At 72.9% G+C, this 22,251-nt stretch carries 19 protein-coding genes; 6 read left to right on the top strand and 13 right to left on the bottom strand.

Annotated features, from left to right (window positions below):
- The first annotated feature begins 4 nt into the window (after nucleotides 1–4).
- The 3 genes from B0W88_RS17245 (at nucleotide 5) to B0W88_RS17235 (ending at nucleotide 3,708) form a co-directional block, all read left to right on the top strand.
- Nucleotides 5–1,216 carry an MFS transporter gene (locus B0W88_RS17245; RefSeq protein WP_077035879.1) on the top strand — a complete coding sequence of 404 codons (1,212 nt, stop codon included), beginning with the start codon at nucleotides 5–7 and terminating at the stop codon, nucleotides 1,214–1,216.
- A gap of 89 nt (nucleotides 1,217–1,305) precedes the next feature.
- Complete coding sequence (locus B0W88_RS17240) at nucleotides 1,306–2,646, top strand: LLM class flavin-dependent oxidoreductase (protein WP_077035878.1); 1,341 nt, start codon at nucleotides 1,306–1,308, stop codon at nucleotides 2,644–2,646.
- 96 nt (nucleotides 2,647–2,742) lie between these two features.
- The gene (locus B0W88_RS17235) at nucleotides 2,743–3,708 is read left to right on the top strand and encodes an aliphatic sulfonate ABC transporter substrate-binding protein (RefSeq protein ID WP_083748843.1); all 966 of its coding nucleotides are present in this window, start codon (nucleotides 2,743–2,745) and stop codon (nucleotides 3,706–3,708) included.
- 4 nt (nucleotides 3,709–3,712) lie between these two features.
- On the opposite strand, the gene B0W88_RS17230 is transcribed toward B0W88_RS17235, so the two are convergent.
- The 3 genes from B0W88_RS17230 to B0W88_RS17220 all read right to left on the bottom strand — a co-directional run bounded on the left by B0W88_RS17230 (nucleotide 3,713) and on the right by B0W88_RS17220 (nucleotide 7,282).
- Nucleotides 3,713–4,894 (bottom strand): PLP-dependent aspartate aminotransferase family protein, encoded by a 1,182-nt coding sequence (locus tag B0W88_RS17230; protein ID WP_077035877.1) that lies wholly within the window; start codon nucleotides 4,892–4,894, stop codon nucleotides 3,713–3,715.
- Nucleotides 4,891–6,273 carry a pyridoxal-phosphate dependent enzyme gene (locus B0W88_RS17225; protein ID WP_077035876.1) on the bottom strand — a complete coding sequence of 461 codons (1,383 nt, stop codon included), beginning with the start codon at nucleotides 6,271–6,273 and terminating at the stop codon, nucleotides 4,891–4,893. The genes B0W88_RS17230 and B0W88_RS17225 overlap by 4 nt, the downstream gene beginning before the upstream one ends.
- A 64-nt stretch (nucleotides 6,274–6,337) precedes the next feature.
- The gene (locus B0W88_RS17220; protein ID WP_077035875.1) at nucleotides 6,338–7,282 is read right to left on the bottom strand and encodes an ABC transporter substrate-binding protein; all 945 of its coding nucleotides are present in this window, start codon (nucleotides 7,280–7,282) and stop codon (nucleotides 6,338–6,340) included.
- A gap of 123 nt (nucleotides 7,283–7,405) precedes the next feature.
- Between B0W88_RS17220 and B0W88_RS17215 the strand changes: the two genes are divergently transcribed.
- Nucleotides 7,406–7,966 carry a cysteine dioxygenase gene (locus B0W88_RS17215; RefSeq protein ID WP_077035874.1) on the top strand — a complete coding sequence of 187 codons (561 nt, stop codon included), beginning with the start codon at nucleotides 7,406–7,408 and terminating at the stop codon, nucleotides 7,964–7,966.
- Nucleotides 7,967–7,974: 8 nt separating this feature from the next.
- A complete protein-coding gene (locus B0W88_RS17210) occupies nucleotides 7,975–9,573 on the top strand; it encodes a rhodanese-related sulfurtransferase (RefSeq protein ID WP_198937859.1) in 1,599 nt (532 codons plus the stop codon).
- A gap of 145 nt (nucleotides 9,574–9,718) precedes the next feature.
- Here the strand turns inward: B0W88_RS17210 and B0W88_RS17205 are convergent, their stop codons facing one another.
- Nucleotides 9,719–10,312, bottom strand: a complete 594-nt coding sequence (locus B0W88_RS17205) for a nitroreductase family protein (RefSeq protein WP_077035872.1) — start codon at nucleotides 10,310–10,312, stop codon at nucleotides 9,719–9,721.
- A gap of 131 nt (nucleotides 10,313–10,443) precedes the next feature.
- On the opposite strand from B0W88_RS17205, the gene B0W88_RS17200 reads away from it, so the two are divergent.
- Entirely contained in the window at nucleotides 10,444–11,340 is an 897-nt protein-coding gene (locus tag B0W88_RS17200) for a class II glutamine amidotransferase (protein ID WP_077035871.1), read from the top strand.
- On the opposite strand, the gene bluB is transcribed toward B0W88_RS17200, so the two are convergent.
- The 9 genes from bluB to B0W88_RS17155 form a co-directional block, all read right to left on the bottom strand.
- Nucleotides 11,244–11,906: a 5,6-dimethylbenzimidazole synthase gene (gene bluB / locus B0W88_RS17195; protein ID WP_077035870.1), complete on the bottom strand. Its 663-nt coding sequence runs from the start codon at nucleotides 11,904–11,906 to the stop codon at nucleotides 11,244–11,246. The genes B0W88_RS17200 and bluB overlap by 97 nt on opposite strands.
- Complete coding sequence (locus B0W88_RS17190; protein ID WP_233151746.1) at nucleotides 11,903–13,249, bottom strand: cobyrinate a,c-diamide synthase; 1,347 nt, start codon at nucleotides 13,247–13,249, stop codon at nucleotides 11,903–11,905. The genes bluB and B0W88_RS17190 overlap by 4 nt, the downstream gene beginning before the upstream one ends.
- Before the next feature lie 6 nt (nucleotides 13,250–13,255).
- On the bottom strand, nucleotides 13,256–13,642 hold the full coding sequence (locus B0W88_RS17185) for a DUF1636 domain-containing protein (protein ID WP_233151745.1): 387 nt from the start codon (nucleotides 13,640–13,642) through the stop codon (nucleotides 13,256–13,258).
- A gap of 22 nt (nucleotides 13,643–13,664) precedes the next feature.
- Nucleotides 13,665–14,120, bottom strand: coding sequence for a VWA domain-containing protein (locus B0W88_RS17180; RefSeq protein WP_233151744.1), 456 nt, complete (start codon nucleotides 14,118–14,120; stop codon nucleotides 13,665–13,667).
- A gap of 176 nt (nucleotides 14,121–14,296) precedes the next feature.
- On the bottom strand, nucleotides 14,297–15,328 hold the full coding sequence (locus B0W88_RS17175; protein WP_077035868.1) for an ATP-binding protein: 1,032 nt from the start codon (nucleotides 15,326–15,328) through the stop codon (nucleotides 14,297–14,299).
- Nucleotides 15,325–19,131 carry a cobaltochelatase subunit CobN gene (gene cobN / locus B0W88_RS17170; RefSeq protein ID WP_077035867.1) on the bottom strand — a complete coding sequence of 1,269 codons (3,807 nt, stop codon included), beginning with the start codon at nucleotides 19,129–19,131 and terminating at the stop codon, nucleotides 15,325–15,327. The genes B0W88_RS17175 and cobN overlap by 4 nt, the downstream gene beginning before the upstream one ends.
- 6 nt (nucleotides 19,132–19,137) lie before the next feature.
- Nucleotides 19,138–20,202 (bottom strand): cobalamin biosynthesis protein CobW, encoded by a 1,065-nt coding sequence (cobW, locus tag B0W88_RS17165; protein ID WP_077035866.1) that lies wholly within the window; start codon nucleotides 20,200–20,202, stop codon nucleotides 19,138–19,140.
- A 41-nt stretch (nucleotides 20,203–20,243) separates the two neighbouring features.
- Complete coding sequence (locus B0W88_RS17160) at nucleotides 20,244–21,269, bottom strand: iron ABC transporter permease (protein WP_077035865.1); 1,026 nt, start codon at nucleotides 21,267–21,269, stop codon at nucleotides 20,244–20,246.
- Nucleotides 21,266–22,222, bottom strand: a complete 957-nt coding sequence (locus B0W88_RS17155; protein ID WP_077035864.1) for an ABC transporter substrate-binding protein — start codon at nucleotides 22,220–22,222, stop codon at nucleotides 21,266–21,268. The genes B0W88_RS17160 and B0W88_RS17155 overlap by 4 nt, the downstream gene beginning before the upstream one ends.
- Between the last annotated feature and the right edge of the window lie 29 nt (nucleotides 22,223–22,251).

Here is a 22,251-nt window from a genome sequence, read left to right as displayed (position 1 = left end):
GCCCATGGACGCGACCGACTCCTCCTCCTCACCCCGGCCCATCGCCCCGCCCGCCAGCGCCACGCGCACCCGCGTGCTCTGGTTCTCCTGCATCGCCCACGCGCTGCACGACGGCTATACCGACATGGTCTACGTGCTGCTGCCGATCTGGCAGGCGGACTTCGGGCTGGGTTACGGCGCGCTGGCCATGCTGCGGGGCATCTACGCCGGCACGATGGCCAGCCTGCAGATTCCCGCCGGCCGCGCGGCGCAGCGCTGGGGCAGCAAGGCAGTGCTGGCGGCGGGCACGCTGCTGGCCGCGATCGGCTACGCCGTGGCGGGGCTGTCGGGCAGCCTGGCGGGCCTGTGCGCGGCGCTGGCGATTTCCGGCTGCGGGTCCAGCACCCAGCATCCACTGGCCTCGGGCGCCGTGTCGCGCGCCTACGGCCGGGATGCGCGCCGGCCGCTGGGCCTCTACAACTTCTCCGGCGACCTGGGCAAGGCGGCCCTGCCGGCCTTGATCGCGCTGCTGGTCACGGTGATGCCCTGGCGCCATGGGCTGTGGCTGATGGCGGGCCTGGGCGCCGCGGTCGCCCTTGTCATCGCGCTCTTCATGCCGGCTTCGCGACCGCGCAGTCAGGCGCCGGCCAGGGATGCGACGGAGCCGATGCGCAAGGCGCCGGCCAGCCGGGGCTTCCGCCTGCTGCTCGCGATCGGCGTGCTGGACACCGCGGTGCGCATGGGGCTGCTGACCTTCCTGCCCTTCCTGCTGAAGGCCAAGGGCGCGACGACGCCGATGGTCGGCACCGCGCTGGCCCTGGTCTTCATCGGCGGCGCGGCGGGCAAGTTCGCCTGCGGCTGGCTGGGCGCGCGCGCGGGCGTGATCGGCACGGTGCTGGCCACCGAGGGCGGGACCGCAGCGCTGATCATCGGCGTGATGCTCAGCCCGCTGCCGCTCACCTGGGTGCTGCTGCCGCTGCTGGGCGTGATGCTCAACGGCACCTCGTCCGTCCTCTACGGGACGGTGCCGGAACTGGTGCCCGCCGATGCGACCGAGCGCGCCTTCGCGTTGTTCTACACCGGCACCATCGGCGCGGGCGCGGTGGCGCCGGTGCTTTATGGCCTGCTCGGCGACCACATCGGCGCGCAGGGCGCCACGCTGGCCACGGCGCTCACCGCGCTGGCGATCTACCCGCTGGCGATCGGCTTGCGCTCGCATGTTCATGCTGATCTATAATACAAATGCCGACTGTTCATATACGAATCGCATAGTTTCCAGGACCGTCCCGGCTGCCTAGCATGGGGCTCCCCAAGCAAGGAGCCCTCATGACCCAAGACCAGCGCCAACTCAAGCTCGGTGCCATCCTCTCCGGCGCCGGCATCACGCCCGAAGCCTGGCGGCAGCCCGGCGTCCAGGGCGATGCGAGCATCGACATCCAGTGGTACATCGCCGCCGCGCAGCGGGCCGAGGCCGCCAAGCTGGACTTCGTCTTCATCGTCGACAGCCCCTACATCACGCCCGATTCGGCGCCCCACTTCCTGAACCGGCTGGAGCCGCTGACGCTGCTGTCGGCGGTGGCCGTGCATACGCGCAGGATCGGCCTGGCCGGCACGCTGACCACCTCGTACAACGAGCCCTTCAACGTGGCCCGCGCCTTCGCCTCGCTGGACCTGATCAGCGGCGGGAGGGCCGGCTGGAACGTCGTCACCACCGGGCTGGAAGGCGCGGCCGGCAACTACGGCCGCGAGGAGCACTTCGCGCACGACGTGCGCTACCGTCGCGCCCGCGAGCACCTCGCCGTGGTCCGCGGCCTGTGGGACAGCTACGAGGACGATGCCTTCCCGCGCAACAAGGCCAGCGGCGTCTTCCTCGACAGGGACCGGCAGCACGCGCTGAACCACAAGGGCGAGTTCTTCAGCGTGGCCGGGCCGCTGAACATCTCGCGCAGCCGCCAGGGCCAGCCGGTGATCTTCCAGGCAGGCGGCTCGGACGACGGCCGCCAGCTCGCCGCCACCAGCGCCGACGCGATCTTCACCGGCCACGAGAGCTTCGAGGAGGCGCAGGCCTTCTACCGCGACGTCAAGCAGCGCGCCCGCGCCGCCGGCCGCAGCGACGCGGGCCCGCTGGTGCTGCCCGGCATCTCCCCGCTGGTCGCCGACACCGACGAGGCCGCACGGGCGCTGCAGGCGCAGCGCGACGGCACCGTCGACCTGGCCAAGGCGCTGGTGCAGCTGGGCCGGCCCTTCAACTACTACGACTTCTCCACGCACGATCTCGACGCGCCCTTCCCCGATCTCGGCGACCGCGGCGCCAACGGCTACCGCAGCGCGGCCGAGCGCATCAAGCGCATCGCCGCCGAGGAGCGCCTGAGCCTGCGCGAGACGGCGCTGCGCTTCGCGGTGCGGCGCTCGCCCTTCGTCGGCTCGGCCGCCACGGTGGCCGATGCGCTGGAGCACTGGTTCCGCAACGAAGCGGCGGACGGCTTCATCCTCGGCGCCTTCGGAGAACCGGCCGACGGCCAGCGCTTCATCGACGAGGTGCTGCCGCTGCTGCGCGAGCGCGGGCTGTTCCGCAGCGAGTACGAGGCCGACACGCTGCGCGGGCATCTCGGCCTGCCCTTCGTGGAGAACCGCTACAGCGTGGCGCGGCGGGAGCAGGCGGCCTGACGGCCACCGCGCATATCGATCCTTGCTTTGCTTCGTTCCCATGAGAGGCCGTGGAGCCTAGCCTCCCGGTCCTCACACTCGAACGAGGATCGATCCATGCATGACCTGTCGCGCCGCCACCTGCTGATCGCCGGCGCCGCCCTGCCGCTCGCCACCGACCGCGCTATGGCCGCCGACGGCGAGCAACAACAACAACGCCTGCGCATCGGCTACCAGAAGTCGTCCACGCTGACGATCTTCCTGAAGTCGCGCGGGCTGCTGGAGAAGGCGCTCGCCCCGCTGAAGATCGACGTGCAGTGGCACGAGTTCAGCTCGGGCCTGCCGCTGCTGGAGGCGCTGAACGTCGGCGCGATCGACCTCAGCGCCGACGTGGCCGACGCGGTGCCGCCCTTCGCGCTGGCCGCCGGCGCGCGGCTCACTTACTACGCACTGGAGACGCCCTCCCCGCAGGCACAGGCGATCGTCGTCCGCAAGGAGTCGCCCATCACCAGCCTCGCGCAGCTGAAGGGCCAGAAGGTCGCCTTCGCCAAGGGCGCCGGCGCACACTACCTGATCCTCGAAGCGCTGGCGCAGAACGGGCTGAGCATCAAGGACATCGAGCCCGCCTACCTGTCGCCGGCCGACGGCCGCTCGGCCTTCGAGGGCGGCAATGTCGCGGCCTGGGTGATCTGGGATCCGTTCCTGGCCGCGGTGCAGCGCCAGTCCAATGCGCGCATCCTGCTCGACGGCGGGAAGTTCTCCAGCTATCGCCGCTTCTATCTCGCCGCCACGCCCTTCGCGCAGCGCCGGCCGGACGTGCTGAAGCTCGTCTACGCCGAACTGCAGCGCGCCGGCGACTGGATCAAGAAGAACCCGACGCAGGCGGCCGAATGGAACGCACCGCTGATCGGCCTGGACCCGGCCACCGTCGAGGCGGCCAATGCGCGTCGCAGCTACCGGGTCGAGCCGGTCGACGCCGAGGCGCTGGCCGAGCAGCAACGCATCGCCGACAAGTTCACGCAGGCGCAGATCCTGCCGAAGCGCGTCGTCGTGGCGGACTCGCCGGTCTGGCGGCCGGCGTGAGCTGCTAGACCGCGGCCAGCGCCTGCGCGAGATCGTCGCGCAGGTCCTCGACATCCTCGATGCCCACGGACAGGCGCACGAGGCCGTCGCCGATGCCCAGCTGCGCACGGGTCTCCGGCGGGATGGTCGCGTGGGTCATGATGGCCGGGTGCTCGATCAGGCTCTCGACACCGCCCAGGCTCTCGGCCAGCGCGAAGATCTTCACCGTCTCCAGGAAGCGCCGCGCGCCGGCCAGGTCGGTCTTCAGCTCGATCGAGATCATCCCGCCGAAGCCATCCTTCATCTGCCGCTTCGCCAGCTCGTGCTGCGGATGCGAGGGCAGCCCCGGGTAGTGCACCCGCGCCACCTGCGGCTGCTGCTCCAGCCACTGCGCCAGCGCCAGCGCACTGCTGTTGTGCCGCTCGATGCGCAGCGCCAGCGTCTTCAGCCCGCGCAGCGCGAGAAAACTGTCGAAGGGCCCGGCGATCGCGCCGACGGCGTTCTGCAGGAATGCCAGCCGCTCGCGGATCGCATCGAGCCGCGTATCGGCGCCCACCACGGCCACGCCGCCGATCACGTCCGAATGGCCGTTCAGGTACTTGGTGGCCGAGTGGACGACGATGTCCGCGCCCAGCTCCAGCGGCCGCTGGTTGAAGGGGCTGGCGAAGGTGTTGTCCACCGCCATCAGCAGGCCGCGCGAGCGGGCGATCTCGGCGATGGCGCGCAGGTCCGCGAGCTTCAGCAGCGGGTTGGTCGGCGTCTCCACCCAGACCAGCTTCGTCTGCGGCGTCAAGGCGGCCAGCAGATTCTCCGGCTGCGTGAAATCCACATAACTGAAAGACAGGGCGGCACTGTGGCGGCGCACCTTGTCGAACAGGCGGAAGCTGCCGCCGTAGATGTCGTCGCCGCTGACGACATGCGAGCCGGCCGGGATCAGCTCCAGCACCGTCGAGATCGCGGCCAGCCCCGAGGCGAAGGCAAAGGCCTGGGCGCCGCCTTCGAGGTCGGCGACGTTGCGCTCCCAGGCGAAGCGCGTCGGGTTGTGGCTGCGGCCGTAGTCCAGGCCCTTGTGCACGCCGGGGCTGCTCTGCACGTAGGTGGAGGTGGCGTAGATCGGCGGCATGATCGCGCCGGTGCTCGGGTCGGGCGACTGGCCCGCGTGGATCGCCCGGGTGGCGAAGCGGTGCGGCTTGGGATCGAGACTCATCGCAGTTTTCTTCGCAGGTGGTTGAGGAGGTCGAAGCGGGTGATCAGGCCGTGGAAGCCGCTCGCATCGGCCACGATGGCGGTCAGGCCCTGGTCCAGCACCGCCTGCAGTTCGGCCAGCGGGGCCGAGGGCGGCAACGTCTGCGGCCGGGCGCTCATCGCGGTGGACACCGCATCGCGGAAGTGCGCGGCATCGCCATGCACCTTGAGCAGCAGGTCGGACTCGTCGACCACGCCGACCAGGCGCCCGCCCTCCAGCACCGGCAGTTGCGAGACATCGGCAAGGCGCATGCGCTGGAAGGCAGTCAGCAGCGTGTCGGCCGGCGCCACCGAGACCACGGCGCCGTCCTCGCTGCGGCGCGAGATGATGTCGCGCAGGTCGCCGTAGCGGGCGCGCTGCAGCAGGCCCTGGTCGACCATCCACTGGTCGTTGTAGACCTTGCTGAGGTAGCGCGTGCCGGTGTCGCAGACGAAGCTGACCACGCGCTTCGGCTCGGTCTGCTCGCGGCAATAGCGCAGCGCCGCCGCCAGCAGCGTGCCGGTCGAGGAGCCGCCGAGGATGCCCTCGCGCTTCAGCAGCTCGCGGGCGCTGGCGAAGCTCTCCTCGTCCGGGATCGAATAGGCCTGCGCCACGCCGCCCAGGTCCGCGATGCCGGGCACGAAATCCTCGCCGATGCCTTCCACCGCCCACGATCCCGCTTCGCCGACGGTGCCGCTCTTCACGTACTCGGCCAGGATCGAGCCGGCCGGGTCGGCCAGCACGAAGCCCAGCTTCGGCTGCACCTTGCGGAAGAAACGCGTGAGCCCGGTGATCGTGCCGGCGGAGCCGACGCCGACGACGATGGCGTCCACGTCGTGCCCGGTCTGCGCCCAGATCTCCGGGCCGGTGCCGGTCTCGTGCGCCAGCGGGTTGGCGGGGTTGTTGAACTGGTCGGCAAAGAAGGCGCCGGGGATGTCCTGCGCCAGCCGCGCGGCCATGTCCTGGTAGTACTCGGGGTGGCCCTTGCCGACGTCGCTGCGCGTGCCGTGCACCTCGGCGCCCAGCGCCTTCAGGTGCAGCACCTTCTCGGCCGACATCTTGTCGGGCACCACCAGCACCACCCGGTAGCCCTTGGCACGCGCCACCAGCGCCAGGCCCAGGCCGGTGTTGCCGGCGGTGGCCTCGACGACGGTGCCGCCGGGTTTCAGCCGGCCGTCGCGCTCGGCGGCCTCGATCATGGCCACGCCGATGCGGTCCTTGATCGAGCCGCCGGGGTTCTGCGACTCCAGCTTCAGCAGCAGCGTGCAGGGCCCGGTGTCGAAACGGGTGACCGGCACCAGCGGGGTGTTGCCGATCAGGTCGAGCACGGCGGGGCGGGAGGTCGCGGTGTCGGTGGTCATGGGACCAATGTAGGCAAGCCGCGTTCCCCACCCGCCTTCAGGGTCTTCGCGATCCCTGCGGCCGTCAGACCACCGGGAAGCTCGTGTCGAAGGTGTTCTTCACGACCAGGCCCTGCTTCAGCAGGCCGGCTTCGAGATAGAAGTCGGCCGTGCGCTGCTGCTCGGCCAGCACCTGCGCGTCGATCGCCACCCAGCGCTGCTGGCGGCGCTCGAACTGCAGCCGCGCCGCTTCCGGCGTGATGCCGATCACCTTGGCCAGCGTCGCGGAGAACTCCGGCACATGCTGCAGCGACCAGCGCTGCGCGCGCACCACCCGCTGGGTGAAGTCCTGCAGCAGCGCATGTTTCCTCGCCAGCGCCGCATCGGTGGCGCCCAGGTAGCTCAGGCCCGAGGACAGGCCCCGCCCGTTGACCAGCACCCGCGCATGGCCCGCCGTCTCGGCCATCGCCGTGTAGGGCTCCCAGGTGGCCCAGGCGTCGACCGCGCCGGTCGCCAGCGCCAGCTTGGCCTCGGAGGGCGGCAGGAAGCGGAAGGTGTTGGCATCCGGCTTCAGGCCCGCGGAGGCCAGCGCCTTCAGCGCGACGTAGTGGCCGATCGAGCCGCGGTTGGTGGCGATGCTGCGGCCCTTCAGGTCGGTCGCGGTCCTGAGCGGCGAATCGGGCCGCACGAGCACGGCCGTGCCGTACGGGTCGGAGCGGTTGGCCGCAAAGGCGGTGATGCGCGCGCCGGCCGCCTGCGCGAAGATCAGCGGGGCGTCGCCGATCGGGCCGAAGTCCACGGCCTCCGCGTTCAGAGCCTCGGCCAGCGGCGCAGCGGCCGGGAACTCGGTCCACTGGATCTCGTAGGCGAGGCCCTGCAGTTCGTTGGCCGCTTCGAGCAGCGCGCGCAGGCCGCCCTTCTGGTCGCCGGCCTTCAGTACCGGCGGAGCGGCGCGGGCGCTGCCGAGGGCGAAGAGGGCCGCGCTGCCGAGCAGCAAGGTGCGACGACGGGATTCGATCTTGATGTCCATGCCATCACGGTAAGGAGCAGGCATGTTCCCAGCAAATAATCAATTCACATTTGCATGCTCGGATTGCATGATTTACGCCAGCAGCGGGCCGCGGTACGCTGGGATCCCCCTGAAGGAAACGCCATGAGCACCCCTCTTCCCCCGGCCTTCGTGCAGGCCTTCGAGCAACTGCTCGACGAGCAGCTGCCGGAGCCCCTCATCCGCGAGCGCGGCGCCCGGCTGCTGGCCGATCTCGTCAGCCACGACGACTGGCTGCCCGATGAGTTCGCGCGGCCCGATCCCGAGCGCTACCGGCAGCTGGCGCTGCACCGCGATCCGGCCGGGCGCTTCTCGGTCGTCAGTTTCGTCTGGGGGCCGGGCCAGGCCACGCCGATCCACGACCACACGGTGTGGGGCCTGATCGGCATGCTGCGCGGCGCCGAGTATTCGCAGGGCTACCGCTACACCGGCCCGAAGGAGCTGGTGCCGGCCGGGCCGCCGACGCTGCTGCAGCCGGGCCAGGTCGAGGCGGTGTCCCCGGCCATCGGAGACATCCACCGCGTCCACAACGCCTACGACGACCGCGTCTCGATCAGCATCCATGTCTACGGTGCCGACATCGGCGCCGTGAAGCGCTCCGTCTACGACGCCGCCGACGGCAGCAGCAAGCCCTTCGTCTCCGGCTATTCGCCGCTCGATTCCTGAACAAATGAATGAATGAAGCCACTCGCATGACCCAGACCGCATCCACCGAAGAAGTCCGCGCCGCCCTGATCGCCCGCCGGGAGATCGCCCTGCTCGACCTGCGCGAGGAAGACCCGTTCGCGCAGGCGCACCCGCTGTGGGCGGCCAACCTGCCGCTGTCGCGGCTCGAGCTGGAGGCCTGGGGGCGCATCCCGCGGCGCGACACGCCGATCGTGGTCTACGACGATGGCGAGGGCCTGGTGGCGCCGGCCCTCGAGCGGCTGCGGGCCCTGGGCTACACCGACGTGAAGGCGCTCGAAGGCGGCCTGGCCGGCTGGCGCGAGGCCGGCGGCGAGCTGTTCCGCGACGTCAACGTGCCGAGCAAGTCCTTCGGCGAGCTGGTCGAGTCGCGGCGGCACACGCCCTCGCTGTCGGCGCAGGAGGTGCAGGGGCTGCTGGAGGCCGGCAGCGACGTCGTCGTGCTCGACGCGCGCCGCTTCGACGAGTACCAGACGATGAACATCCCCGGCTCCACCAGCGTGCCCGGCGGCGAGCTGGTGCTGCGCGCCCGCGAGCTGGCGCCCGATCCGGCCACGCTGGTGATCGTCAACTGCGCCGGCCGCACGCGCAGCATCATCGGCACGCAGTCGCTGGTCAACGCCGCCCTGCCCAACCCGGTGGCCGCGCTGCGCAACGGCACGATCGGCTGGACGCTGGCCGGGCAGGCGCTGGAGCACGGGGCGCAGCGGCGCTTCGGGCCGGCGCTGCGCCCGGCGCATGCGGAGGCGGCGCGCGACGCGGCCGGCGATGTCGCGCGGCGCGCCGGCGTGGAGGTGATCGACGCGGCCACGCTCGCTCGATGGCAGGCCGAGACGGGCCGCACCACCTACGCCTTCGATGTGCGCACGCCCGAGGAGTACGCGGCCGGCCATCGCCCCGGCTTTCGCGGCGCGCCGGGCGGCCAGCTGGTGCAGGAGACCGATGTGCACGCGCCGGTGCGCGGCGCGCGCCTCGTGCTGAGCGACGAGGGCGACGGCGTGCGCGCGCCGATGACGGCCTCCTGGCTCGCCCAGATGGGCTGGGACGTGGCGGTGCTGGAGGCGCCGCCTGCCGGTGCGCTGGAGACCGGCCCCGACAGCGCCCCGCAGCCCGCGCCGCCGGCCGTGCGCGGCGTCTCGCCCGCCACGCTGGCGGACTGGCTGGCCACCGGCGACACCGTCCTCGTCGACGTCACCGCCAGCGCCAGCTACGTCAGGCGCCACATCCCCGGCGCGCGCTTCGCCGTGCGCTCGCAATTGCCGGCGCTGCTGCCGCAGCTCGGAGCGCCCCGGCGCCTGGTGCTGACCTGCGGCTCCAGCCTGCTGGCCCGCTTCGCGGCGGATGACATCGCGGGGCTGACGTCGAGCGACGTCTTCGTGCTGGAGGGCGGCACCGCCGCCTGGGTCGCCGCCGGCCTGCCGGTCGAGGCCGGCGAGACGGCGCTGCTGTCAGCTCGGATCGACCGTTATCGCCGCCCCTACGAGGGCACCGACAACGCCGCCGCCGCGATGCAGGCCTATCTCGACTGGGAGTTCGGCCTGGTGGAGCAGCTCGGCCGCGACGGGACACACCACTTCTTCGTGGTGTGAGGGCACGCTCAAGCGGCAGGCCGGCCGCAGTGTCGAGCCGTTCGGAGTGGGCCGTGTCAATCCGTTCGGGCTGAGCCTGTCGAAGCCTTGGGGCGTACGGGTCGACAGGCCCTTCGACACGCTCAGGGCGAACGGCGGGTTCTGCTCAGAAGCTGAAGCGCCCCGCCGCCGCGATCTCGGCCAGCGGCTTGCGCGGGCTGGGTTGCTCGCGCGCCTGCAGAGACTCCGGCAGGAAGGACTTGTCCTCGCCCTGCCGGCCGATCGCCACCACCGCCTCGATGTGGAACTCGGCCGGCACCGCCAGCGCCTCGCGCAGCTTCTGGCGGTCGAAGCCGCCGATGCCGTGGGCGTTCCAGCCGGCCGCCTGCGCCTGCAGGGCCAGGTAGCCCCAAGCGGCGCCGGTGTCCAGGCTGTGGCTGGGGAAGTCCGCGGCGGTGCTGCTGCCGGGCGCCTGCCAGCGCGTGGCCGACAGCACCGCGATCAGCGCCGACGCGCGCCGCGCCCAGCCCTGGTTGAACTCGTTCAGCGCACCGAAGATCGCCTCGAAGCCCGGGGTCTCCTGCACGCCGTAGACGAAGCGCCAGGGCTGGGCATTGAAGGCCGAAGGCGCCCAGCGCGCAGCCTCGATGAAGGCCAGCAGCGTGGCCTCGGGAATCGGCTCGCCGGTGAAGGCCCGCGAACTCCAGCGGGCGGTGAACTGCGGGTGGATCTCGTACTCGGTCTGGCGGACTGCGGCCATCGGGTCACTCCTGTCATGGGTAGGGAGATCGATGCTGGCACCGCCCCGCCGCGCCGCCAACAAAGGAGAGCGCAGAAGCTTGCTCGATTTGCTTCGTTCCACGCGGCCCGCGCCGGCCCTAGTCTCGGACCATGTGCCAGCTCTTCGCCCTGAACAGCAACGCGCCCAGCGCGGTGACCTTCGCCTTCACGGGCTTCTCCTCCCGCGGGGGCCACACCGGCGACCATGCCGACGGCTGGGGCATCGCCTTCCATGGCGAGAACGGCTGCCGCGTCTTCATCGACGACGCGCCGGCCAGCCGCTCGCCGCTGGCCGCCTTCCTGCGCGAGCACCCGATCCTGGCCACCTCGATCCTGGCCCACATCCGCAAGGCCACGCAGGGCCCCGTGCAGCTGTCCAACTGCCACCCCTTCCAGCGCCAGTGGCGCGGCCGGCAATGGGCCTTCTGCCACAACGGCGACCTGAAGGGCTTCGCGCCGGCGCTCGATGCGCGGCACCGCCCGGTCGGCAGCACCGACAGCGAGGCCGCCTTCTGCTGGCTGATGCAGGAGCTCGACGAGCACTTCCACGCGAGCCCCGAACTGCCCGGCTGGCAAGACCTGGCCCCGGTCCTCGCCGCGCTGGCGGAGGAACTGAGCGGGCACGGCACCTTCAACTTCCTGCTGACCGACGGCCACGCCATCTACGCCCACTGCAGCACGCGGCTGCACTGGCTGACGCGCCGCCATCCCTTCGCCCATGTGCGCCTGGTGGACGCCGACCTGAGCCTGGACCTCAGCCGCGCCAACGGTCCCGGCGACCGCATGACCCTGCTGGCCACCGAGCCCCTGACCCACGACGAACCGTGGACGGCGATGGCGCCGGGCGAGCTGTTCGTGTTCGTCGGGGGCGAGCGGGTATGGGCGGGGCGGCAGCCCCACCCGGTCATCGATCAGGGCCAGCGGTCGTCCGACCACAGCGGCATGGCGGGATCGGCTGCGCCCCTGCCGAGCCGCCAGCCCTCCGCCTCCAGCATGCGCTGCTCGTAGAAGCGATCGACTGGCCCGAGGCACAGCAGCGCGATGGGCGTGGCGCCGGCGGGCAGGCCCAGCAGCGCCGCCAGCGCCCCGGGGTCGAACATCGAGACCCAGCCCATGCCGAGGTGTTCCGCGCGGGCCGCGAGCCACAGGTTCTGGATGGCGCAGGCGGCGGAGCACAGGGCCATCTCGCGCGGCATGCTGCGGCGGCCGAAGACGGTGCCGTCGTCGGGCGGCAGGACCACGGCCAGCAGTTCGGCGCAGTCCTGCAGGCCCTCGACCTTGAGCCGCAGGAACTCGGCGGCGCGCTCGCCCAGCGCCGCCGCCGTGGCAGCGCGCTCCTGCTCGACGAGGGCGTGGACCTGCCGCCGCAGGGCCGCGTCGCGCAGCCGGATGAAGCGCCAGGGCTCCATCAGGCCGACCGAGGGCGCCTGGTGCGCGGCCCGCAGCAGGCGCGCGAGCACCGCCTCGTCGACCCGCGCGCCGCTCTGGAAATGCCGCGTGTCGCGCCGCAGTGCGATCAGCCGGTAGACCAGCTCCCGCTCCTCCTCGCTGAACCGGTGCTGCGCGTCGTTCATGGGCTCGGGCCGCCGCCCAGGAAGGCCGCGACGGCCTCCGGGTTCGACGGGAAGTAGTGGTGGACGTAGCTGGCCCGCAGGCTGCCATGGATGTAGAGCGCCTCGGCCGTGGCGCCCTGGTTCGGGTTCGTCGCCCGTGACCATGCGGCCAGCGGCGTCTGCAGCGTCGAGTGGTGGTAGCTGTGGCCCCGCAGCGGGCCTTCCGGCCAGGCTATCGCCTGCAGGCCCAGCGCGGCCAGGCGCGGCTGCATGGCACCCTGCCCCGGCATCAGGCCCGCCATGCGATGGACACGGCCCTGACCGTCGGTCAAGCCCTGCAGCAGGGCCAGCATGCCGCCGCATTCGGCCAGCAGGGGCTTGCCGGCCGCCAGGTGAGCCGCCAGCGCCGCGAAGAAGGCGGCATTGGCTGCCAGGCTGGCGGCATGCAGCTCGGGGTAGCCGCCGGGCAGCCACAACGCGTCGCACGGCGGCAGCGGCTCGCCCGCCAGCGGCGAGAACAGCTGCACGGCGGCCCCGAGCCGGCGCAGGCAGTCCAGGTTGGCCGGATAGATGAAGGAGAAGCAGGCGTCGCTGGCCACCGCCACCCGCCTGCCCGCCAGCGGCTCGAAGGCATCGGGCATCGCCGCTGCCAGGCCGAACGCCGGATCGACGTCGAAACCGCCCCACCCGGCCCCCTGGGTCGCGGCATCCCAGGCATCCGCCCAGGCGTCCAGTTGGGCGTCGAGCTGCGGCAGCTCCATGGCCTGGACCAGGCCCAGGTGGCGCTCGGGCAGGCGCAGCGCTTCCGACCGGGGCAGGGCCGCCAGCAGCGGCAGCGAGGCCGGCAGGCCCGGAGCCAGCAGGCGCGCATGCCCCGGCCCGGCCACGCGGTTCGCCACGACCCCGCGCACCGCCACGTCGCCGCGGAAGCGCTGCAGCCCGGTGGCCACGGCGGCGAAGGTCTGCGCCATGGCCGAGGCATCGATCACCGCCAGCACCGGCAGGCCGAACTCGCGCGCCAGGTCGGCGCTGCTCGGGTCGCCGTCGAACAGGCCCATCACGCCCTCGACCAGGATCAGCTCGGCCTCGGCCGCCGCCTCGGCCAGCAGCGCGCGGCAGCCCTCGCGCCCGGCCATGAACAGGTCGAGCTGGTAGACCGGCCGCCCGCTGGCCCGTTCCAGCACCATCGGATCGAGGAAGTCCGGCCCGGTCTTGAACACGCGCACCCGCTGGCCGCGCCGCCGCGCGGAACGGGCGATCGCGGCAGTGACGCTGGTCTTGCCCTGGCCGGAGGCCGGGGCGCTGATCATCGCCGCGCGCAGCGCCGGCCGGTGCGGGGAACGCGGCGTCGTCATGCGATCCATGGGCGCTCAGCCTTCGAAGGGAGGCAGGCGCGCCAGGATGCCGCTGCGCAGGCGCTCCGGGCGCTCGTTGCGCTGCATCAGGCCGTCCGCGTGGCGGGCATGCAGGCCCGCGCAGGCGAGCAGCTGTTCGGCCGTCGCCGCATCGGGCGCGAGATCGCCGAACAGGTAGCTGTGCTTGCCCGGCGCCTGCAGTGCCACCGAGCAGGCGCGCGAGCAGGCGCTCAGGCAGGCGATGCCGCGCACGCGCACCGGGGCATGGCGGCCCGCGTCGTCCTGCAGCTGGGCGATGTGAACCGCCTCCAGCAGCAGTTCGCCCGCGGCGGGCTCGCTGCGGGATGCGCCGGGCGGACGGCAGGTGGTGCAGATCAGCAGTTCGGTGGGAGACATGGACATGGCGTGGACGACGCTTGAGGTTTCAGAGGGATCGGAGCTCGGCGCCCCACTGGCGGGCCCAGGCGGCGCAGCGGCCCAGGGGCCGCGCGGCCGACTCGAGATCGACGATGACGAGGGTCCCGGCGGCCGGCGGCGCGGCCGGCTGCTCCAGCGTGCGGCCGTCGGTCAGCAGCCAGAGCCAGCAGTGCGAGCCGGCCCGCCCGCCGTCGCGGCGCTGCTCGCGCTGCAGCAGGCGCTGGGCCTCGCGCAGCGACGCCGCCAGCGGCGTGCCGCCGCCGCCGCCGAGCTGCCTGACGCGCACGCCGGCCGCCGCACGCGCCGGCGACGGCGGCAGCAGCAGCTCCACGCCAGCGCCGCCGAAGCTGATCAGCGCGACCCGGTCGCCGGCCTGCGCCGCCTGCTCGATCAGCCGCGCCGCGTAGCCCTTGGCCCGGGCCAGGCGGCCGCCCCGGCGCATCGAGGCCGAGGTGTCCAGCACGATCAGGTGCAGGCGCGTCGGGCGGCGCGGCTCGGGACGGTAGCGCAGGTGCTCGCGCCGCAGGGGCTGCGGGCCCTTGCTTGCGAGCGTGGGCAGCCACGCCAGCCGGGGCGCCTGGGGCTGGTCGCGCCACCGCCGGCCGCCGCTGCCCGTCTGGCGCAGGCGGCCGGGGTGGCTCAGGCTTTTTTTGGCGGCCAGGCTCCGATCGATGCGATGCGGGTCGTGCCGACCGGCTCGGGGGGCAAGGCGCCCCAGTCGCCTTCGGCCTGCGGTGCCTGGCGGGCCGGCGCCGGCGGGCTCGGCGCGCGGGTCGCCGGCGACGGCGCAGGCACGGAGGGCTCGGCGCGGCGATGGGCCAGCGCGAGATCGGCCACGGCGTCGACATCGCCGGTGGTGACCTCGCCGCGCCCTTCCAGCGCGGCGAGGGCGCGGGCCGCGCGCAGCATCACGAGGTCGGCGCGCATGCCGTCCACCCCGGCCGCCAGCGCGGCATGGGCCGCGTGTTCCAGGACGGCGTCCGGCCAGGCCAGGCCCGGCAGTGCGGCACGCGCCGCCGACACCCGGTCACGCAGGCCTGCCAGCTCCGCCTCATGCGCGGCCAGCACCGCCTGCGGGTCCTCGTCGAAGGCCAGCCGGGTGCGCAGGATGGCCTGGCGCAGCCCGGCGTCGCGGGGGTTGTCCAGCATCACCGACAGGCCGAAGCGGTCCAGCAGCTGGGGCCGCAGCTCGCCCTCCTCCGGGTTCATCGTGCCGACCAGCACGAAGCGGGCGGCATGCTGCTGCGAGATGCCGTCGCGCTCCACCGTGTTCACGCCGCTGGCGGCCACGTCCAGCAGCGCGTCCACCAGCGCGTCGGGCAGCAGGTTGACCTCGTCCACGTAGAGCACGCCGCCGTGAGCCCGCGCCACCAGGCCCGGTTCCAGCCGCACGCGGCCATCGCGCAGCACCTCCTCGATGTTCAGCGTGCCGACCAGTTGCTCGAGGCTGGCCGACAGCGGCAGCGTCACGAACGGCGCCTGCGGCAGCAGGGCCGCCAGCGCACGCGCCGCGGTGGACTTGGCCGTGCCGCGCGGCCCGCCGACGAGCACGCCGCCGACGCCCGTGTCGATGGCCGCCAGCAGCAGCGCGCGCTGCAACGCCGGCTGGCCCACCAGGGCCGTGAAGGGAAAGGCCGCGCGTGCGGCGGCGGGTCGGATGGCAGCGCTCATTGCTCGGCGCCCTTTCTCGATTGCAGGTCTTCGGAGTCATGGATCTCCAGCCGCTGCTCCAGCGACAGCAGATGGGCCTCGATGCGTTCGCGCTGCTCGCCCGGCTCGGCCCACAGGCCGCGGTCCATCGCCTCGAGCAGGCGCTCGCCGACGCTGCGCAGCGCCAGCGGGTTGTACTGCTGCATGAACGCGCGGGTGTCCTCGTCGTGCAGGTAGGCGTCGGCCACCAGCGCGTACTGGTGGTCGTCCACGGCACCGGTGGTGGCGTCGAAGGCGAACAGGTAGTCCACCGTCGCGGCGATCTCGAAGGCGCCCTTGTAGCCGTGGCGCTTCACGCCCGCCAGCCACTTCGGGTTGACGGCCCGCGAGCGCACCACCCGGGCCAGTTCCTCGCCCAGCGTGCGGATGCGCGGCGCGCCCGGCACGCTGAAGTCGCCGTGGTACAGCGCCGCCGGCCGCCCCGCCAGTTGCTCCACCGCCACCGCCATGCCGCCCTGGAACTGGTAGTAGTCGTCGGAGTCGAGGATGTCGTGCTCGCGGTTGTCCTGGTTGTGCAGCACGGCATCCAGGCCGCCCAGGCGCTGCTCGAAGCTGCCGCGGGCGGCCTTGCCGTGCTCGTCCTGCCCATAGGCGAAGGCGCCGGCGCGCAGGTAGGCCTGGGCCAGGTCGGCGCCGTCGTTCCAGCGGCCGCTGGCCATCAGTTCCTGCAGCCCCGCGCCGTAGCCGCCCGGGCGCGGGCCGAACACCCGCCAGGTGGCCTGGCGCTCGGCCTCGTCCGCGGAGAGGCCGCCGGCACGCGCCTGCGCCGCCTCGCGCCGCACCCGTGCGCGGACGGGGTTCACCTCGTCCGGCTCGTCGGCCTCGTCGATCGCGGCGACGGCGCGCACGGCGGTGTCGAACAGGTCGATCACGTTCGGAAAGGCATCGCGGAAGAAGCCGGACACGCGCAGCGTCACGTCCACCCGCGGGCGCTGGCGGATGGCCATCGGCAGCACCTCGACGTCCACCACGCGCGTGCTGCCCGCCGCCCATTTCGGCCGCACGCCCAGCAGCGCGAAGGCCTGCGCGATGTCCTCGCCGCCGGTGCGCATGGTGCTGGTGCCCCACACCGACAGGCCCACCGCCGAGGGGAAGCTGCCGTGGTCCTGCAGGTGCCGCTCGATCACCCGCTCGGCCGCGGCGGCGCCCATCGCGTAGGCGGTGGGCGTGGGCACGGCGCGGGTGTCCACCGAGTAGAAATTGCGCCCGGTCGGCAGCACGTCGGGCCGGCCGCGCGAAGGCGCGCCGCTGGGGCCCGCGGGCACGAAGCGGCCGGCCAGGCCGCGCAGCAGCTGGGCGATCTCGTTGGGGCCGCAGGCTTCCAGCCGGGGGCGCAGCGTCAGGCCGATGCGCTGCAGCACGGGCGCCGTGCGCGGCCAGGCGTGCGGGTCGAGCGGCTGCGCCGCGTCGACCAGCCGCGCGGCGAGCAGCTCCAGCCGCTCGCGCGTGTGGCCCATGTGGCGCCAGGCTTCGCTGCTCGCGGCCTGCAGCGCCGCCGGGCGCGGGCCGGTCCATGGCCGGCCCCAGTCGGGGCTCAGCACGTCGACATCGCCCAGCGCCAGGTCCGCCGCCAGCGCCACCAGCAGGCTCTCCTGGCCGCTGGCCTTGCCGCCGGGGAAGCGGGCCAGCGCCACCAGCGTGTCGGTCTGCTGCCGGCCCTGCGGCGAGCGGCCGAGGATGTGCAGGCCGTCGCGGATCTGCGACTCCTTGATCTCGCACAGATAGGCGTCCAGCCGGCCCAGCAGGCGCTCGCGCGCGGCGTCGTCGGCCGGCGGCTCGAAGCCCAGTTCCCGGTGGAGCTGCTCGCGCAGCACCGTGTCCAGGATCTCGGCGCGCAGGCGCCGGGCGCGGCGCGGGTCCAGCGACAGGGCCTCGTAATACTCGTCCATCTGCCGCTCCAGCACCTGCAGCGGGCCGTAGGTCTCGGCCCGCGTGAGCGCGGGCATCAGGTGGTCGATGATGACGGCCTGCGTGCGCCGCTTGGCCTGGCTGCCCTCGCCCGGGTCGTTGACGATGAAGGGGTAGAGGTGCGGCAGCGGGCCGAGGATGGCGTCCGGCCAGCAGGCGGCGCCCAGGGCCACGCTCTTGCCGGGCAGCCACTCCAGGTTGCCGTGCTTGCCCACGTGGACCACCGCGTCCGCCGCGAACACGCGGCGCAACCAGAAGTAAAAGGCCAGGTAGTTGTGGGTCGGCACCAGGTCGGCATCGTGGTAGCTGGCGACCAGGTCCAGGTCGCGCCCCCGCGCCGGCTGGTTGCCCACGAAGACCTGCCCGTAGCGCCGGCCCGAGATCATGAAGCGGCCGGCGCGCACCATCGGGTCCTGCGCGGGCGGGCCCCACAGCGCGTTGACCGCATCGCGGCTCGCGACCGGCAGGGCCTCGAAGTCCGCCAGGTAGTCGGCCATGGCCAGGCTCTGGCCGGCGGGCCGGGCGTCGTTGGCCTCGAGATCGTTGGTGACGCCGCGGCTCAGGTCGGCCATCAGCGCGCTGCCGTCCGGCGGCAGCTCGCCGGTGGCGTAGCCGGCCTCGCGCAGCGCCTGCAGGATGATCGCGGTGGAGGCCGGCGTGTCCAGGCCGACCCCGTTGGCCAGCCGCGAGTCGTCGTTCGGATAGTTGGCCAGCACCAGGGCGATGCGCTTGTCGCCCGCGGGCTTCTCGCGCAGCACGCACCAGCGCCGCGCCAGCTCCGCCACGAAGGCGATGCGCTCCGGCTCGGGCTGGTAGCCCACCACGTCCACCTCGGTGCGCTCGCAGCGGCGCTCCAGGCCCTTGAAGCTGATGGCGCGGGTGCCGATGCGGCCGTCCACCTCGGGCAGCACCACCTGCATGGCCATGTCGCGCGGGGCCAGGCCGTGCGGGTCGGCCTGCCACTGGTCCTGCGCGCAGCCGGCGGTGATCAGCTGCAGCACCGGCGCGTCGCCGGCCAGCGCCGGCGCCGCGGCATCGCCATCGCCGCCTTCCAGCGAGGACACGGCGAAGCTGGTGGCATTCAGCACCACGGCCACGCGGTGCTCGCGCGCCAGCGACTGCAGCAGCGCCAGGCTGGCCGCGGTCTTCAGCGAATCGACGGCCAGCGCCAGCGGGTTCAGGCCCGCCTCGGACAGGGCCGCGAGCATCGCGTCGAAGGCCGCCGTGTTGCCCGACTGCAGGTGCGCCCGGTAGAACACGAGCAGCGCGACGGGCGCATCCGGCCGCCACGGCGCGGCGGCCCCGGGCCGGTACTGCACGGCCGGCGGCAGCGGCACCGGCGCGGCCGGCCGCGGCCCGATCCCGAAGGCCGCATGGCCGATCAGGGCGAAGAAGTTGGCCGCGTTGTCGCGCCCGCCCTCGCGCAGGCAGCGCCACAGGTGGCGGCAGTCCTGCTGCGAGGCGGTGCTGCGCAGCAGCAGCTGCAGGTCCTCGCCGAAGTCGCCGGAGAACATCGCCAGCCACTGGCCGCGCGCGCGGGCCAGCCCCATGGCCTGCTCCACCAGATAGGCCCAGTCGGCCGGGCTGCCGAGGTGGTCGATGACGACCACGCGGGCATGGCGCAGCACCTCGTCCAGGTAGAGGTCGGTGCTGGCGGGCTGGCGCAGCCACATCAGGTTGGCCAGGCGCACGCTGGGGTAGCCGGCGCCCAGCCCCGCGGCGACGTCGGCCAGCAGCGACAGCGTGGAGTCGGCAGCGCTGAGCACGACGATCTCGCCCGGCGTCTGCGCCACGCGCACCACCCCGAGGCCATCGTCCTCGACATGGCCGCCGGGGCGGGTGGAAAGCAGGTGCATGGCGGCCTATGCCTCGCGAGCCGCCTGCAGCGCCGCGGACAGCTCGCGCTGCAGCACCGCCGCGTCCAGGTGGTCGCCGATCAGCACCAGGCGCGTGGCGCGCGCCTCGCCGCTGCGCCAGGCGCGGTCGAAGTAGCTGTCGAAGCGCCGGCCCACGCCCTGCACCACCAGGCGCATCGCCGCGCCCGGCAGCGCCACGAAGCCCTTGGCGCGGTAGATCTCGTGGCGCTCCACCAGCGCGGCCAGGGCGCGCAGCAGCGTGTCGCGGTCGCCGACCTCCAGCGAGAGCGACACCGAGTCGAAGGCGTCGTGGTCGTGGTCCTCCTCCTCGTCGTGATGGGTGCGGCGCTGGTCGATCACGTCCTCCACCGCGCGCTCCAGGCCCAGCAGCAGCGCCGGGTCGATGCGGCCGTGCTGGGCCTGCACCAGCTTCACGCCGGCCGGCGCCTCCGCGCGGATCGCGGCCTCGACGCCGGCCAGCGCAGCGGCGTCCATGCCGTCGGTCTTGTGGACGATCACCAGGTCGGCGGTGGCGAGCTGGTCCTCGAACAGCTCGTGCAGCGGCGAGTCGTGGTCGAGGTTCTCGTCGGCGCGGCGCTGGGCGTCCACGGCCACCGGGTCGTCCGCGAAATCGCCGGCGGCCACGGCCGGCGCATCCACCACGGTGATCACCGAATCGACGGTGAACACATGGCGCAGCGCCGGCCACTGGAAGGCCTGCACCAGCGGCTTGGGCAGGGCCAGGCCGGAGGTCTCGATCACCAGGTGGTCGATCTGCCCGCGCCGCGCGGCGAGCTGCTCCATCACCGGCGCGAACTCTTCCTGCACGGTGCAGCAGAGGCAGCCGTTGGCCAGCTCGAACAGCTGGCCATTCGCCTCGCCGCTCTCGTCGCAGCCGATGCCGCAGCCGCGCAGCAGCTCGCCGTCGATGCCCAGCTCGCCGAACTCGTTGACGATGACGGCGATGCGCCGGCCGCCGGCATGGGTCAGCAGGTGGCGCAGCAGCGTCGTCTTGCCGCTGCCCAGGAAGCCGGTGACGATGGTGGCGGGGATCTTGCGGGTCTCTTGCATGGGGATGGCTCCTTGGGACGAAGGGATGGGGGACGGCGCCTTCATGCGGCGTCCCCGTGCTTGTTGAACAGCTGGTTCATCACGAACAGCGCGCCGACGCTGGCGGTGACGATGCCCACCGGCAGCTCCTGCGGCGCGAGCACGACGCGGCACAGCAGGTCGCTGGCCAGCAGCAGCGCGGCGCCGATCAGCAGCGACAGGAGCAGCAGGCCGCGATGCAGCGCGCCGGCCAGCTGGCGGGCCAGGTGCGGCACCATCAGGCCGATGAAGCCGATCACGCCGGACACCGCCACGAAGCAGGCGGTGGCGAAGGCGCAGGCGATGAAGACCTCGATGCGCAGGCGCTGGGGGTCGATGCCCAGGCTGTGGGCCGTGTTCTCGCCGCCCAGCATCGCGTCCAGCGCCGGCCGCTTGCGCCAGGCGAAGCCACCCAGCAGCAGCAGGCCGGCCAGCGGCAGCGGCAGGCTGTCCCAGCGCGCTGCGCCCAGGCCGCCCAGGGTCCAGTACAGCACCGATTGCGCCGCGCGCTGGTCGCCCAGGAACACGAGGTAGTAGGTCAGCGCGGTGAACAGGAAGGACACCGACAGGCCGGCGAGGATCATCCGTTCGGGCGTGTGGCTGCGCAGCCGGCGCAGCAGCACCAGCACCACGGCCACCGAGGCCATGCCGCCGGCGAAGGCCGCCAGCGGCAGCGTCCAGAGGCCCATCGCGCCGGCGATCTCGCCGCTCAGCGTGATCACCGCCACCGCCCCCGCGGCCGAGCCGGAGGAGAGGCCGAAGAGGAAGGGGTCGGACAGCTCGTTGCGCGTGATCGTCTGCAGCAGCGCGCCGACCACGGCCAGCCCGCCGCCCACCAGCACCGCCAGCAGCATGCGCGGCAGGCGCAGATCCACGACGATGCGGTCCGCCATCGAATAGCCCGCCGCATCGGCTCCGCCCATCAGCAGCTGCAGGGCATGCCCCACCTGCGCCAGGCTCACCGGCGTGGCGCCGACGAGGACCGAGGCGGTGGCGAGGCCGGCCAGCACGAGGAGCAGGCCGGGGACCCGGCGCATCGGCGTCCTCATCGGGCCAGCGCCTTCGCCATCTTTTCCAGCGCGCCGATATTGGCCGGCCCGGGGGTCAGCTCTTCATAGCGCAGCGCCACATAACGCCGGTTCCGGACGGCATCGACATGCCGCATCAGCGGGTGCTGCTGCAGGAACTGCATCAGCTTCGCGGCGCCGCCGTCGTTGCGGTAGTCCAGCAGCACGAGGAACTCGGGGTCGCGCGCCGCCACCGCCTCCCAGGACACCGTGGCCCAGCTGGAGTCCAGGTCGTCCATGACGTTGCGGGCGCCGGCCGCCTCGATCATCGCGGTAGGCATGGCGAACCTGCCGGCGGTCAGCGGCCGGTCCTCGCCCGAGTCGTACAGGAAGACGCGCGTCGGCCTGCCGCCCGGCGCCCGCGGCAGCCGCGCGACGCGCTGCTTCCATGCGTCCACCTGCGCCCGCGCGGCGGCCTCCTTGCCGAAGATCGTGCCGAGCTTGATGTAGTCCCCGTAGAGCAGCTCCATCGACGCGCGGGGTCGGGTCTTGTCCACATGGTTGCAGCTCTCGCCGAGGACCAGGGTGGGGATGCCGTATCGCTTCAGCACCGTGGGCGTGACGTCACCGCCCACGCTCATGCCGTAGTTCCAGCCGGCGAAGAAGAAGTCCGGCCGGGCCGCCAGGATGTTCTCCAGCGTGGGCTGCCGGGCGGCGATCTCCGGGATGCCGCCCAGGGCCTTGTCGACCTCGGGGCGCGACTTGTACCAGCCGGAGATGCCGCTGACGCCCACCATGCGCTTCTGCAGCCCGAGCGACAGCGCCATCTCGGTCATGTTGAGGTCGTGGATCAGCGCCCGCTGCGGCGGCGCGGCAAAGGTGATCGGGCTGCCGCAGCTGTCCACGGTGACGGGGAAGGTCTGGGCCGCCGCCCCGGACGCGGCGACGAGGGCGACGCCGAACACCAGGCCCGGCGGGATCAGGGAATGCTTCATGGCTGCGGGCGGCGGCCGGGCCGCTCGGG

Source organism: Pelomonas sp. KK5 (assembly GCF_001984095.1).
GTDB lineage: Bacteria > Pseudomonadota > Gammaproteobacteria > Burkholderiales > Burkholderiaceae_C > KK5.
This window is presented reverse-complemented; position numbering and strand designations above follow the sequence as displayed.